The 13,168-nt window shown below is 39.8% G+C and carries 15 protein-coding genes and 2 CRISPR repeat arrays (1 of these 17 cut by a window edge); of the genes, 7 read left to right on the top strand and 8 right to left on the bottom strand.

Going from position 1 to position 13,168, the window contains the following annotated elements:
* Positions 1–2,020: a CRISPR direct-repeat array (repeat unit 36 nt; unit sequence CTCTAAACGACCTATAGGATTTCTACTTTTGTAGAT) (it extends 682 nt beyond the left edge of the window).
* A 750-nt stretch (positions 2,021–2,770) separates the two neighbouring features.
* A CRISPR array of direct repeats spans positions 2,771–3,061; the repeat unit is 36 nt; unit sequence CTCTAAACGACCTATAGGATTTCTACTTTTGTAGAT.
* A gap of 77 nt (positions 3,062–3,138) precedes the next feature.
* Positions 3,139–3,582, top strand: a complete 444-nt coding sequence (gene lspA, locus IPN35_05800) for a signal peptidase II (GenBank protein ID QQS59069.1) — start codon at positions 3,139–3,141, stop codon at positions 3,580–3,582.
* A gap of 5 nt (positions 3,583–3,587) precedes the next feature.
* Here lspA and IPN35_05795 read toward each other — a convergent pair whose 3' ends face one another.
* Both IPN35_05795 and IPN35_05790 read right to left on the bottom strand, forming a co-directional pair.
* Positions 3,588–4,235, bottom strand: a complete 648-nt coding sequence (locus IPN35_05795; protein ID QQS59068.1) for a DUF4395 family protein — start codon at positions 4,233–4,235, stop codon at positions 3,588–3,590.
* Between the two features lie 16 nt (positions 4,236–4,251).
* Entirely contained in the window at positions 4,252–4,536 is a 285-nt protein-coding gene (locus IPN35_05790; GenBank protein ID QQS59067.1) for a metal-sensitive transcriptional regulator, read from the bottom strand.
* A 240-nt stretch (positions 4,537–4,776) separates the two neighbouring features.
* Here IPN35_05790 and IPN35_05785 point away from each other — a divergent pair, with 240 nt between their 5' ends.
* Positions 4,777–5,691 carry a hypothetical protein gene (locus tag IPN35_05785; protein QQS59066.1) on the top strand — a complete coding sequence of 305 codons (915 nt, stop codon included), beginning with the start codon at positions 4,777–4,779 and terminating at the stop codon, positions 5,689–5,691.
* On the opposite strand, the gene IPN35_05780 is transcribed toward IPN35_05785, so the two are convergent.
* A complete protein-coding gene (locus IPN35_05780; GenBank protein QQS59065.1) occupies positions 5,672–7,573 on the bottom strand; it encodes a tetratricopeptide repeat protein in 1,902 nt (633 codons plus the stop codon). The two genes, IPN35_05785 and IPN35_05780, sit on opposite strands and share 20 nt — an antisense overlap.
* A gap of 308 nt (positions 7,574–7,881) precedes the next feature.
* Between IPN35_05780 and IPN35_05775 the strand changes: the two genes are divergently transcribed.
* The gene (locus IPN35_05775; GenBank protein QQS59064.1) at positions 7,882–8,304 is read left to right on the top strand and encodes a phage holin family protein; all 423 of its coding nucleotides are present in this window, start codon (positions 7,882–7,884) and stop codon (positions 8,302–8,304) included.
* A gap of 7 nt (positions 8,305–8,311) precedes the next feature.
* Positions 8,312–9,250 (top strand): 4-hydroxy-3-methylbut-2-enyl diphosphate reductase, encoded by a 939-nt coding sequence (gene ispH / locus IPN35_05770; protein ID QQS59063.1) that lies wholly within the window; start codon positions 8,312–8,314, stop codon positions 9,248–9,250.
* A gap of 18 nt (positions 9,251–9,268) precedes the next feature.
* On the opposite strand, the gene IPN35_05765 is transcribed toward ispH, so the two are convergent.
* From IPN35_05765 to IPN35_05755, 3 genes are read right to left on the bottom strand one after another with little or no spacing between them, the layout of a single operon-like run.
* The gene (locus IPN35_05765; GenBank protein ID QQS59062.1) at positions 9,269–9,682 is read right to left on the bottom strand and encodes an FdtA/QdtA family cupin domain-containing protein; all 414 of its coding nucleotides are present in this window, start codon (positions 9,680–9,682) and stop codon (positions 9,269–9,271) included.
* The gene (locus tag IPN35_05760; GenBank protein QQS59061.1) at positions 9,670–10,419 is read right to left on the bottom strand and encodes a Nif3-like dinuclear metal center hexameric protein; all 750 of its coding nucleotides are present in this window, start codon (positions 10,417–10,419) and stop codon (positions 9,670–9,672) included. The genes IPN35_05765 and IPN35_05760 overlap by 13 nt, the downstream gene beginning before the upstream one ends.
* Positions 10,420–10,445: 26 nt before the next feature.
* Positions 10,446–10,718 carry a DUF1858 domain-containing protein gene (locus IPN35_05755; GenBank protein QQS59060.1) on the bottom strand — a complete coding sequence of 91 codons (273 nt, stop codon included), beginning with the start codon at positions 10,716–10,718 and terminating at the stop codon, positions 10,446–10,448.
* A gap of 144 nt (positions 10,719–10,862) precedes the next feature.
* On the opposite strand from IPN35_05755, the gene IPN35_05750 reads away from it, so the two are divergent.
* The 3 genes from IPN35_05750 to IPN35_05740 all read left to right on the top strand — a co-directional run bounded on the left by IPN35_05750 (position 10,863) and on the right by IPN35_05740 (position 12,145).
* Positions 10,863–11,471 (top strand): hypothetical protein, encoded by a 609-nt coding sequence (locus IPN35_05750; protein ID QQS59059.1) that lies wholly within the window; start codon positions 10,863–10,865, stop codon positions 11,469–11,471.
* The gene (locus tag IPN35_05745) at positions 11,443–11,751 is read left to right on the top strand and encodes a hypothetical protein (protein ID QQS59058.1); all 309 of its coding nucleotides are present in this window, start codon (positions 11,443–11,445) and stop codon (positions 11,749–11,751) included. Before IPN35_05750 ends, IPN35_05745 begins: the two co-directional genes overlap by 29 nt.
* Before the next feature lie 88 nt (positions 11,752–11,839).
* Positions 11,840–12,145, top strand: coding sequence for a type II toxin-antitoxin system mRNA interferase toxin, RelE/StbE family (locus IPN35_05740; protein ID QQS59057.1), 306 nt, complete (start codon positions 11,840–11,842; stop codon positions 12,143–12,145).
* On the opposite strand, the gene IPN35_05735 is transcribed toward IPN35_05740, so the two are convergent.
* The gene (locus tag IPN35_05735; protein ID QQS59056.1) at positions 12,140–12,610 is read right to left on the bottom strand and encodes a TrmH family RNA methyltransferase; all 471 of its coding nucleotides are present in this window, start codon (positions 12,608–12,610) and stop codon (positions 12,140–12,142) included. The two genes, IPN35_05740 and IPN35_05735, sit on opposite strands and share 6 nt — an antisense overlap.
* A 2-nt stretch (positions 12,611–12,612) precedes the next feature.
* The gene (locus IPN35_05730; GenBank protein ID QQS59055.1) at positions 12,613–13,167 is read right to left on the bottom strand and encodes a hypothetical protein; all 555 of its coding nucleotides are present in this window, start codon (positions 13,165–13,167) and stop codon (positions 12,613–12,615) included.
* Position 13,168 lies beyond the last annotated feature (1 nt).

Genomic DNA, 13,168 nt, shown 5'->3' with positions numbered 1-13,168 from the left:
CTTTGGAAAAAAGCTCTAAACGACCTATAGGATTTCTACTTTTGTAGATCTCTCGGCGTCTGAATTGACTATGAGCCTCTAAACGACCTATAGGATTTCTACTTTTGTAGATGTTGCGCGTGCATACGGTTGGTTTCTTCTCTAAACGACCTATAGGATTTCTACTTTTGTAGATTAAAGCCGTTTTAGGAAAATGTTATTTTCTCTAAACGACCTATAGGATTTCTACTTTTGTAGATCAAAGACCCTGCGTTCGTTTCTGAAAGACTCTAAACGACCTATAGGATTTCTACTTTTGTAGATCGTAGATGGGATAGTCTTCGTTGGTTATCTCTAAACGACCTATAGGATTTCTACTTTTGTAGATCAGCTCATCATCTGCGAGAAGTACGTTGTCTCTAAACGACCTATAGGATTTCTACTTTTGTAGATTATTGTCATGAACTGTGCGACGTCATAGCTCTAAACGACCTATAGGATTTCTACTTTTGTAGATAGAGCCGAATCCGTCAGTGACAACATCCTCTAAACGACCTATAGGATTTCTACTTTTGTAGATTAACTCCTGTGGAGTTGTTAATCGTTTCTCTAAACGACCTATAGGATTTCTACTTTTGTAGATCGTAGATGGGATAGTCTTCATTGGTTACTCTAAACGACCTATAGGATTTCTACTTTTGTAGATCAAGATCTCATTCGCACCTTTTTCAGGCTCTAAACGACCTATAGGATTTCTACTTTTGTAGATTAAGAAACGTTATCATCATTCTTATAATCTCTAAACGACCTATAGGATTTCTACTTTTGTAGATTTATAGAGTGGATGGCTTCTGATTTGCTCTAAACGACCTATAGGATTTCTACTTTTGTAGATCCGACTTATACACAGGGCAAGAAGATTCTCTAAACGACCTATAGGATTTCTACTTTTGTAGATTTGATTTCAGTGAGTCTTGCCACAATGTCTCTAAACGACCTATAGGATTTCTACTTTTGTAGATAATGCGATACGCAATGTAGTCTACCACAACTCTAAACGACCTATAGGATTTCTACTTTTGTAGATACAAGAAGAAATGTTTCGTGATTTACTCTCTAAACGACCTATAGGATTTCTACTTTTGTAGATAATATGAACAATTCAACGAAAAGAAAAACTCTAAACGACCTATAGGATTTCTACTTTTGTAGATAAGAGTAAAGTATTTTTCAGGATTATATCTCTAAACGACCTATAGGATTTCTACTTTTGTAGATTTATAGAGTGGATGGCTTCTGATTTGCTCTAAACGACCTATAGGATTTCTACTTTTGTAGATGCGAGCCGACTGTTTTATCGTGTCGGTTCTCTAAACGACCTATAGGATTTCTACTTTTGTAGATACATATGACTTCCCGACTGTCTCTCCGACTCTAAACGACCTATAGGATTTCTACTTTTGTAGATATGTAATTTGTAAAGTAATTACATATTGCTCTAAACGACCTATAGGATTTCTACTTTTGTAGATAGAATGGCGAGGTAGTGGCTTTTGTATTCTCTAAACGACCTATAGGATTTCTACTTTTGTAGATCGGTGGTGTAAATGTTCTTTTGTCTCTCCTCTAAACGACCTATAGGATTTCTACTTTTGTAGATAGGAGATTTTATTTTCCCCTTATTTAGCTCTAAACGACCTATAGGATTTCTACTTTTGTAGATCGGTGGTGTAAATGTTCTTTTGTCTCTCCTCTAAACGACCTATAGGATTTCTACTTTTGTAGATAGGAGATTTTATTTTCCCCTTATTTAGCTCTAAACGACCTATAGGATTTCTACTTTTGTAGATTTAACAAATGAACGAGTAAATCTATGTGCTCTAAACGACCTATAGGATTTCTACTTTTGTAGATTTCGCCTGTGTCCACATTTGTTGGTCTTCTCTAAACGACCTATAGGATTTCTACTTTTGTAGATAACGCTTACCGCTTAGGTGCAATGAACCTCTAAACGACCTATAGGATTTCTACTTTTGTAGATTCGTCTTTCTTGATTGCCCTATATTATCAACAGTATCTCTTGCTATTTTTATCATCCCTAGGTCATCTTTTTTTACTGATTTTTCTAAAAAATCCAATACTGATGATACTTTAACTTTTCCTGATGAGTCAGTTGCAAATGCTGTTTTAATTGTTGGTTCAACTGGCTTTGTAACCGTTGACTTTACTTGCGTTTTTTGCTTAGGTATAGGTGGTGTTTTTTCATCTATGACTTGGGGATTTGCAGTGCTTTTCGTACTCGGCTGGATTGGATTTCGATTGTTTTTTGATGATTGAGGTATAATATTGTCCTCTGGTGCTCCAGGTAGATTAATATTTCTATCTGTAGGATTTGATAATGGTGTGTCTACGAGGTCTTGAACAGTAAAGCCTTCACCAACAGCTTTCCCTTCCAGTCTCATCTTGTAGATATACTCAGCGACCTTCATTGCCTCTTCTTTGTTTTGTGTTTCTTTTATAAGAAGTTGCTCTTGTCTTGTAAGTGGTGCAGTATCGGTCATACTAAAGCCATCACCCATTTTTAATCCTTTTTTCTGCAACTCATCAGCAAAAATCGCCATGTTCTCTTGTTCTCTTTTTATAGCTTTCTGGGTCTTAACGGCTTCTTTTGTTTTGCTCTTTGCAGCCGCTTCTTTTAGCTTTGCTTTATTCGCTATTCGTTTTAATACAGGGTCTACAATCCCTTCTTTTGTGCCTTTCCCACCAAACATTCTTATTGCTACTCGCTTGGCTCTAAACGACCTATAGGATTTCTACTTTTGTAGATATTAAGAGGCAGACAATACAGGGCACAACTCTAAACGACCTATAGGATTTCTACTTTTGTAGATGGCGATAATAATATCGTTTATTTCCGACTCTAAACGACCTATAGGATTTCTACTTTTGTAGATGGAGGGCATCATCGGTTAGCATTTCGTCTCTAAACGACCTATAGGATTTCTACTTTTGTAGATATTTCTTTAAAATCGTCGTCAATTTTTCTCTCTAAACGACCTATAGGATTTCTACTTTTGTAGATCAAGCGAAAGCCTCAGTTGAGTTGTGCTCTACTTCTCATTAGTATTCAATTCAGAAAATCCTGCTCTTCTAAATCCCATGAACTTTCTCATCCTTCCCATCGGCATCACTGCTAGTATTCTCTTCCTCGACCTTATCAGCAAATATGAAGTACAACAGTATTTTCAAGGAAACACGGTGGAAATTATCCCTGGGCTTTTTGCCTTTGAATATCATCGAAATACTGGCATTGCACTCTCTCTTCCTGTTCCGCTCGTTTTTCAGGTTTTTCTCACTATTTTCCTTCTACTCGGACTCTTGTGCTATGGCAAAGAAAAGGCAAAAACACAATGGGAACAATGTGCTATTGCAAGTATTATTGGTGGCGCACTCGGAAACTTTTGGGAACGCGTTGCATTTGGCTCCGTGACAGATTTTATTGCAGTGTGGAAATTCCCTGTATTTAACGTGGCAGATATTGCTATTTCCCTTGGAATAGCCGCATTAATTCTCTACGAACTCTCAAAAAAGAAATCGGAGTAGTTTTGTTATATCACCATTTTTCGCACGAGTTTTTCTACCAAGGGGCGAACGAGAAGGATAACAGGAAAAGCAACAAAAATTGATTTCAAAAAAGATTTCATCCAAATACTTACAAAAAAGGAGACAGCACCAAGATTGAAAAACGTCAAAACACCAGACATAAGAAATGCCATGATAACAGACATAAGCGCCGAACCAAGAATATTGGCATATTTTTTGGGAACACGAAAAGATCGAACATGAACCCACAGCGGAAAAATATAACACCCCAAACAGAATCCAAAAATCGCCTCAAGACCGGCGGCAAACACGAGGAGAATTGCGAAGAAAGATGCTATCTCAAAAGCCCCAAAAAGGAGAGAAAGGAATATCCCCGCCGAGAAGAAAAACCCAAGTTTTGCTGCAAATTGTTTTGGTCCAGCGTTTATTTTTTTCCCAATTCCCAAAAAACGTGCAGATACTCGTGCCGTGCATCCCAAAAGTGAAAATCGGCGAACAAATCCCCGAAGAAAAAAATCCACTGTCAAAAGTGTAGCAATAAGAATATTTGGAGTAATAACAAGAGAAAAAGCGATAATCATCACTCCTCCTGCCACAAAACGAACTTGTACAGAATTGACGGTTTCAGCAGAGAGAGGGCACGCTTTTTTCATAGGAAAACAAGAAAGATTATAAACGAGAGAATTGGCGAATAACCTCAAGAACCTCTGAATCGTTCAGTTTCTTTTGACGAGCACAACGATCGAGATACTCTTCTAGAAGCTCGATTCCTGTTGATGAAAACGCCCTTTGCACGGCTTTCCACTGAACAAGAATATCTTTACAATCAGACTCGGAAGCAATCATGTTTCGAATGCCATCAATTTGTCCGCGAATAATAGCAAGCCGATGAAGTATTTTCTCACTCTTCTCTTTCATATTGCGATATTTACATATACCCCATAGGGGTGTCAAGAAAATGCGAAAAACTGGCAGAATGCAAGTTGCAATTTTTTTGAATGAATAAAGAAACGAATATTCTCATTCTTGGCGGAAATGGATTTACTCGTGCGCCTTCTCCACGTCAGCTCTACTACTGCCCTTGGATTTTCTAAACAGAGATGGATTTTCGCTAGAAAATGAAAATTTGCGCTCCTAACATTTTGTATTTTTTGAAAAAAAAGCCATAATTACATTAATATTTCATGAAAAAACATGAAAGATATTATCTTGGTCAATCACAATGGGTATGTCTTGGTAGATGTCTTTTTTTTTGGAGACCCAAGTGTACCGCTCGATATTGTGCTCAACTGTCCTCATGGATGCAGGGATATTGTATTTTTAGAAGCCTTTCCACAGATAAAGAATGCGTTCTCTCATATTCCCGAAGAGATATTTCAAACATATCTTGAGCTAGAATATGATTTTGGAGCACGAGATCTTGCCTTTTCTGTCGCCACAGAGCTTTCTCATAAACGAAACGTGGCAGTAACGCGAGTACATTATCACCGAGGGATTGTAGACGCGAATCGCACAGAAGCATTTGCTGTTCGAAATATTTTTGACAGAGAGCGCTTTCCTGAAGTTGATATGCTCCTAAAAAAAATAAGTCGAGACACCGAAGCCGCTATAATTGCATTTCTTCAACAACATCTTTCGCCCAATGGATTTTTTTACGATAACCACACCATGTGGCCCACTTCGCAATACATTTCCCCAAGAGAGCATGAGAAACCAGATACCCTAGAAAAATACATTGGCGCTCTTTTGGAAACAGAGAATCAAAAAAAAGTTCGATCAGTAAACATGATAACATCCGACGAGAATAATGTTTGTATTGCGGATGAAATTCGTTCAAACATATTTGCAAATACTCTTCAGGAATATGGCTATCCTGTGGATTTTAATACTCCATATCGCCTTTTTCCTCAACAACACCTCGGAGCTCGGTATCTTTCCCTCTTCTCTGGCGTTGCGGTAGATATTCCTCGCCCATTTCTCGGGAATCCAGATGAAAAAAATATTGCTCAATGGAATATTGATGAAACCAAAATGAAACGGCTTATTCCTGCTGTATCAGAGGGGCTACTTCTCGCTTATGAAAAAAGAGTTATCCCAAAAGAGCGATAGTATCGCGTACTCGTCGCACATCAATATCCTGAGGTCCAAACTCATGTCCAAATATTTCAAGCGCCTTCTTGAGGTAAGGTAGTGCTTCTTGAGGTTTTTCTTCCGCCAAAAAAACACGTGCTAAATTCTCGTATGTCCTTGCGGTCTCCACTCCATCCTTTCCAAAAAAAGAAATATTTATTTCCATGGCTTTCTGATGATATTCTCGAGATTTTTCGATTTGCTTCTGAAGACGAAAAAGTTTTCCCATCCCATTATAACAACTGGCAATACTGGGGTGAAAATCCCCAAATATCTTTTGAGAAATAGCAATCGACTTTGTATAGAAATCAAATGCCTTCTCAAAATCTCCACGCTCTCGAAGTGCTCCAGCAAGATTGTCATAAGCAACCGCCACGGCCGCCTGTTCTTCTCCTCCATTTTTTTTGAGAATTTCGATGGCTTTGTCATAGCATTCAATGGCATTTGGATATTGTCCCATCCCCTTCCACACCCCTCCAAGATTGCTGTAGGTAATGGCGACGTTGAGATGCTTTTCTCCCAATATTTTTGTCTGCACTGAAAGCGCTCGTTGATAGAGTTCCATGGCCTGACGAAATTCCTTCTTTGCAAACAGTGCCCCTCCAAAATTATTCGACGCCCGAGCGACAAACGAGTGATCATCTCCGTACCAATCCTTATAGAAATTAAGGGATTTTTGAAAGGCATCTATCGATTTTTCGTAACTTTTATTGAGATAATAGCAGATACCAATTCGTTCTAAGGTAATGGCAGAAAAGTGAATGTACCCCGAAGCAACTCGCTGTAAAATGTTCAGAGATTGTTCATAAAATTTGATGGCTTCTCCGTACATTTTTGCTTCTTGGTGCGCTTCTCCCAGATTAAAGAACGTATCAGAAACGGAAAGGTGTTTCTCTCCAAAAAATCGCAAAAATACCGAAAGCGCTTCTTCATAACATTTTACCGCATCGGCTCCTCGTCCAAGTTCTAAATACACCTTCCCCAAAGCATTGAGGTATGTTCCCGTATTCGGATCTTTATCAATAAGGTATTTGCGGACAGTGTCAACGAGGGGCTCCTCAGAACCCAGCGCCTCTTGGTAATTTTCTTCAAAAAAATCACAAAGGGCTAAGTCGCCAAGAAAACGAGAATACTCTTGCGAGCGAGCACCAAACGCCCCTTGTTCCAAATCAAATGCCTCTTGAAGATTCTTCCGTGCATCTACGATATTTCCCAAAACAAAATATTTGTGTGCCAAAGAAAAAAGAATTTCTTCTTCATCTCGGATTTTTCGTTCTGAAAGAAGACGGAGTCTTTGGAGAACAGCATCTCCTGTGCTTACAAAAGAAGCATCGCCCTTCAGGAAAGCACTATCAATCGCCTCTAGGGAAACAGAAAGCTCTCTTCTGTCAGATGCCCTGAGCTGTAAAATATACCCCTCCGACTGACCCCTATGATCTTCAAGCCGCTCAAAAAAAGCTGTAAGTGCTTCTCGCATATCCTCTTGTATTGCTCCATTCTGAAACCACTTGTTGACTTGAAGAATCTTTGCACCCAAAGAAGAACCGAGATCTATTTGAGGTAAAATTTGAAAAAAAAGCTTTTGATCGACCTCCTTTATCATTTGTCCTCCCAAATGCCAAAGCACAAAACGTGCACCACCGTTTCCTACTGAATGAAAAAAAAAGTCTTTTGGAAGCGATTTTTTTTTGATTTCTTTGAGAATCTCTTTCCTTTTGAGCCACAAAGCATTTATTTTATTCGCCAAAAAACTAAATATCACAAGCCCAAACACCCCAAAAAAGAGATAGAGCATTTCTATTCCATATTCACTATAAATCTCAAGAAGTGGACCGAATCCTAGTTGAGAAGCAAGAAACATTTTTGAAAAGAAAAAAAGTGCATTGAGGTTTGTGTTTTTATTTTGCAAATCATTCCCTGCATTGTGCCAAAAAAAAGGGTTTTATGCAACGATTCTCCCATTCGTACATCGTAATTACCCCTCGCCCACTCCTGCTTCCTAGAAGCACTCTTTTTTAAAACACACGTTTGATGAATTTGGAAAAACCGACAAGGTATAATGAGAAAATCAGAAAAGCCGGTATGAGAGTGGCACCACAACAAAAACAGAAAGAATAGCCAAAAAACACGAAAGAGTGTCTTTTGACTTTTTCCCTCTTGGTCGGAACAATGACAGGGTATATTTTTTCCCCCATGCTTCGTCGCTTTTTACGAAAAATTGGAATTGCCATTCTCTCCAATAGTCTCGCGGTATGGCTTGCCGCTGAAATAGTTCCGCAGTATTTTCATATAGAATCTAGTCCCGTGTGGATGGGGTTTGTCTTTGTGGGGATTGTTGTCGCCCTTCTGAACACCTTTGTAAAACCATTCCTTAAGCTGTTGTCACTTCCGTTTGTTTTTTTTACTCTCGGGCTCTTCCTCCTTATAATTAACATGATCATTCTGCTTCTTGTGCAGTGGGTTTTTCAGGAGATGTCTTCATCAATTATGGTCAATATCGAAGGAGGTTTTGGGGGATATTTCTTGGCATCAGTTGTGTTAACTCTTACGAACTCGGTGTTTCGCTGGGTTCTTCGTCCACCACGAAAATAATATTAATATGAAAGAAAAAAAAACCATTGTGCTCGCTTCTCCACGGGGACCATGCGCTGGAGTAAATCGTGCGCTTGAGATTATTGAAGAAGTACTTCGTCGCTTTGGAACCCCTCTTTATGTCAATCACGATTTGGTGCACAACCAACACGTGGTAAATACTCTTCGCGAACGAGGAGTTCTTTTTTCAAAAGATTTGGATGCCATTCCCAATCGGTCCATATATCTTTTTTCGGCACATGGAGTTTCCCCAAAGTTTCGTCAAGAAGCAGAAAAACGAAACCTCATTCTTATTGATGCCACTTGTCCACTCGTAACGAAAGTTCATATTGAAGCAGCGCGACTTACAAAGACAGGACACTTTCTCTTTTTTATCGGGCACCGAGGACACCCAGAAGTAGAAGGGACAACAGGTGTGGCAGAAATGCGACTTATCGAGAGTGTTTCAGATGTAAAAGCGCTCTCAGCACAAGATGTTCCAGAGGGGAAACCAATAGCAGTACTCACACAAACAACCCTTTCGGTTCGAGAAACGGAAGAAATTTTGACAGCATTAAAACGTCTTTTTCCCGAAATCGTTCTTCCGTCAAAAAAGGATATTTGTTACGCCACCACGAATCGACAAAAAGCAACAGAAGAACTCGCAAAGCAATGTGACTCTATTCTTGTTGTGGGCTCCAAACATTCCTCAAATTCTAATCGTCTTCGAGAAACGGCAGAAAATGTTGGTGTTCGTGCGCTTCTTGTTGATTTTCCAAAAGATATTCCTGACGATTTTTTACAAGAAGCACAGAGAATCGGAATTACCTCTGGTGCATCGGTTCCAGAAATACTCGTGCAAAATGTCATTGATCATATTCTTCAAAAATTCCCCAAAACAGAAGTCCAAAACCTCTCTGTGCTTGAAGAGAATGTTCGATTTCCATTGCCAAAATTTCCGACATAAAAGAGGAGAATCCGCGTTTTACTGCTCTTTGCAGACCTTTCGAAAATCTTCAAAATCAGAAATATAATTATCTGGTAAATATGAAGTAGAGGAAAAACAAAGCAAAATAGCATCTGGAGAAAAATCACAGAATTCGTGCCACACAAGGTTGTCTACAAAAATACCGCGCCTAGGATTGTTAAGGCTAATTTTTTGGAGTGGTGATCCGTCTGTAGAAAATTTGAGCGTGCACCGTCCCCGAAGACAGATAAAAAATTCCTTCTCAATAGTGTGTGCGTGTCCGCCACGAACTGCTCCCACTGGAACACCCCAAAGGTAATACACACGTTTAGTTGGAAATGGAATAGCAGAGTCAAGTTCTATGGGAACGAGTTTCCCACGGGCAGCTTCTTCAAAAGAGGGAAATTCTGTTTCTCGGATTATACCGGACATGATTCAGGAAAAAAGGAAAATATAACAGACGGAAATTGCTGCTGAAGCATCGGAAGCATTGCCCGAACTCCAAATGTTTCAGTGGTATAATGCCCAAACACCAAAAACGGCAATGGGAATTCGGCAAAATCGTGATAGTGATGTTCTGAAATTTCTCCCGTCAAAAAGACATCCACTCCAGCAGAAAAACACTTCTCGGCGTAATCCGCTCCACCACCGGAACAAATACCAATGGTTTTTATTTCCTCTTTTTCAAAAGATTCAGAGAATACTGCTGATCGCCCAAACACTTTTTGGCATTGCCCCTCAAAATCGGAAAAGGAGAGTGAATAAGAAAATTCTGCTATGGCGCAAATATCTTCCATCCGCACTGTTTTTGCGCCCAATGCGTGAGCAATGGTGACGTTGTTCCCCACTTCAGGATGGGCATCGAGTGGAAGATGAAAGGAGAAAAGAGAAATTTTATGACTCATAAGAATGCGGAGGCGTTCGGCAAGAAGAGGAGAAATGGTTTTTACTCCGCTTTTCCAAAAAAGTCCGTGATGCGTAAAAACAGCATCCGCCCCCCAATCTGCCGCCTGTTGCAAAAAATTTCGACTCGCACTTACTCCAAGTGCCACTTTTTCAATGTTCTCCTTTCCTGGAACTTGTAATCCGTTGACACACCACGAATCGGGAACCTCTGACACTCGGAGAAAGGCATTGCAAAATGCGGAAAAGTCATCTCGTAAAATCATGTTTTTTTTCTGATCGAAAAAAGAGTTTACACGTTGGTTTTTTCTTCGGATTCTTTCTGGCTTTTTGCCAATTCGTTGAGGTCGCTGAGAAGATCTTCGATTTCCTCTGGAGTAAATCCATGTGCTGCCGCCCCATCGGCAATCGATTCTATGGCACCGATATGACACATAGAGCATCCTAATCCCCATTCTCCGAGCATATCTGCCGCCTCAGGGTAGGTATCAATAATATCTTGCACGGTCATATCTCCGGTGATGAGCTGATATTTTTCTGGCATACCAAGAAGGATATTTTGCATACACCATAGCACAGGAAGTATTCTTTGGAGAAACAAAAAATAAAACCGCAAGATATTCAAAAAATTACTTCCGCCATAAATAAAAATCATGTCAAATTGCTTCTCTTCTGTTTGTTCGTTACTCTGAAAAGTAGACTTTTTCTTGTGGTGAATATACAAGCCATTCTTCGCGATTTTCGTCGGCTTCCCATTTCGATGAAATATGTGTTTTTTGGCGCAATATTGGGAATCCTCTTTGTGTTTCTTCCCTGGTTTCAGTCGGATCAGCTTGTTTCTGCAGAGGGACGTTTGCAACGAGTAGCAGATATTAAGAGTGGATTTGGCATTTTTCCCATTTTTGGACTTCTCTCACTTTTCTTTTCTGGAGGATCACTTCTCATTTTTATTCACCGCTTTTTGGGATCTTCAAAAACTTTTGGCATTTCGAGCAATAAGCTTTGGACAGGGATTGGAACGCTTGCCATATATACGCTTTTTATTAATATTTTTGTCTTCTCTTCGCTTATGCAGAATGATTCCACCGCACAAATTCGTTTTGGGCTTTTTGGAACTATTCTTTCTCATACGCTTGTTCTCTTTGGAGGATACCTTTCACTTCGAGAAGTAAAAAGAGAAGAGGTGCAGAGCGTATTTTTGTCAAAAAATTCCCCCTTTACCCCCAATTTAAATATTCGTCCAGAAGAACCACATATCGATCGACAACAACTTTCTTTCTCCGATACCGATGAGCGAGAGTCATCAGTTTTACGCTGATAATGAAAAAGACGATGCAAACACCCCGCTGAGTGAGATAGATCTCTCAATGGCGTATGAAATTAAATCGAGAGCAATTCCAGAAGAAGAGTGGGAGAATCAAGAAATTGTGTTTTACTGCCACAATTGCGAAACGCTTGTGAGCGTGAAAAAGAGAGAGGAAAAAAATACGAAGTTTGTCTGTCAAGAGTGTGATGGCGAAAGTATTTCATTTGGAACCGATAAATCTATTCGCGGATATTTTCGCATTGGAGAAGGAAAAAAAGAGGGGAAAAAGTAAAAAAGCTGTTGCCAGAAAAGGATCATCGTCATTTTCTCTTTTTTGGGATGACAAAGGTATGGTACACTCTCCTTAACTATTTTTTGCTGTGAAGCTTAAGACTGAGAGAAATTTTGAAAAATCATACAGGCAACTTGCGCCTTCTGATCAAAAAAGAGTAGATAAGGCAATGGAGACGTTTAAACGAGACCCCCGAGATCCAAGACTAAGGGATCATCCTCTCAGAGGACAACACCAAGGGGAAAGGAGTATTTGCGTTGGGTCTTTTTTAAGAATTCTTTACATACTGGAAAAGACACAAGAGGATGTTAGAGCTGTTCTGATGGACATAGGAACACACAGAGAAGTCTATGAGAAGGAACATAAGCCACGAAAAAACAAATTATACTCATGAGAAATTTCGCTTTCGCTGTACCTCGTAGAGAGCAATACCGGTGGCGACCGAAACATTAAGCGATTCTTTTGCTCCATGCATCGGAAGGAAACAGGTTTTATCTGCAAGAGACAAGAGCTCCAAAGAAATGCCATCTACTTCGTGTCCAAAAATAAGTGCTATAGGTTCGGGAAAAGAGGGTTCAAAAAAGAGGTTTGTTGCTTTTGGCACTGTTTCCATTGCCAACAGAAAAAACCCTTCTCGTTTAAGGCGATGTGCCGCATCAACTGAAGAAGGTACATGACTCCAAGAAAGAGATTCCTCGGCACCAAGGGAAACTTTTTTCATTCGCACATCATCTGGACGAGGAGTATATCCAGAGCAAATAATATGCTGAAATCCAGCACCATCTGCACTCCGAAAAATCGCTCCAACATTATGAAGAGAGCGAATGTTTTCGAGGAGAATAACACGAATCTCCTTCATGATCAGTCCGATTCTGCTTTAGGAATTACGGCATCCATAGCACCCCATTCAGCTTCCTGATTTTCTGGAAGCAAAATGGTAACCTCGTCTCCTATGTCTGCTCGATAAAATGTAACGGAAGCGAGAAGAACTTTATATGCTTTGCCATCGGCGAGTACTTTATATTGTCCATTTTCATAGGTAAGCGGACCCACTACTGAACGACGCTCTATGGGTCCAATTTGTTTATAGAGAAACTTTCCGTCTTCTGTAATGGTAAGCTTCATGTGGTCGCCTACGACTAATTTGCTTTTGCTCGCATAATTTGCGGGAACAGGATACGACCTTCCTGTGGAATCGATCATATTTTGTCCGTCAAATGCCCCCTCAACAACACGTACATTTCCTTCTTCTACCTGAGGAGAGGAGAGATTTTTGGTTCTGCTCTGAATAAAATCATCGTCATCACCAATTCCTTCTCCAGAAATATCGGAGATAATTCGCTTTGCAGAGCGGATTTGCTTTTCCGCAATTTCCAACATTTCTCGCAAAAGAGCAATCTTATTGATATCTGGCATA

Source organism: Candidatus Peregrinibacteria bacterium (genome assembly GCA_016699755.1).
In the GTDB taxonomy this organism is placed as follows: Bacteria; Patescibacteriota; Gracilibacteria; order CAIRYL01.
This window is presented reverse-complemented; position numbering and strand designations above follow the sequence as displayed.

Excerpts from the sequence above, each read along its gene's own strand:
- IPN35_05755 (QQS59060.1), bottom strand. The coding sequence starts at position 10,718 with ATGCAAAATATCCTTCTTGGTATGCCAGAAAAATATCAGCTCATCACC.
- IPN35_05785 (QQS59066.1), top strand. The coding sequence starts at position 4,777 with ATGAAAGATATTATCTTGGTCAATCACAATGGGTATGTCTTGGTAGAT.
- IPN35_05795 (QQS59068.1), bottom strand. The coding sequence starts at position 4,235 with ATGAAAAAAGCGTGCCCTCTCTCTGCTGAAACCGTCAATTCTGTACAA.
- IPN35_05775 (QQS59064.1), top strand. The coding sequence starts at position 7,882 with ATGACAGGGTATATTTTTTCCCCCATGCTTCGTCGCTTTTTACGAAAA.
- IPN35_05735 (QQS59056.1), bottom strand. The coding sequence starts at position 12,610 with ATGAAGGAGATTCGTGTTATTCTCCTCGAAAACATTCGCTCTCTTCAT.
- IPN35_05760 (QQS59061.1), bottom strand. The coding sequence starts at position 10,419 with ATGATTTTACGAGATGACTTTTCCGCATTTTGCAATGCCTTTCTCCGA.
- IPN35_05745 (QQS59058.1), top strand. The coding sequence starts at position 11,443 with ATGAGCGAGAGTCATCAGTTTTACGCTGATAATGAAAAAGACGATGCA.
- IPN35_05730 (QQS59055.1), bottom strand. The coding sequence starts at position 13,167 with ATGCCAGATATCAATAAGATTGCTCTTTTGCGAGAAATGTTGGAAATT.
- ispH (QQS59063.1), top strand. The coding sequence starts at position 8,312 with ATGAAAGAAAAAAAAACCATTGTGCTCGCTTCTCCACGGGGACCATGC.
- IPN35_05765 (QQS59062.1), bottom strand. The coding sequence starts at position 9,682 with ATGTCCGGTATAATCCGAGAAACAGAATTTCCCTCTTTTGAAGAAGCT.
- IPN35_05780 (QQS59065.1), bottom strand. The coding sequence starts at position 7,573 with ATGTTTCTTGCTTCTCAACTAGGATTCGGTCCACTTCTTGAGATTTAT.
- lspA (QQS59069.1), top strand. The coding sequence starts at position 3,139 with ATGAACTTTCTCATCCTTCCCATCGGCATCACTGCTAGTATTCTCTTC.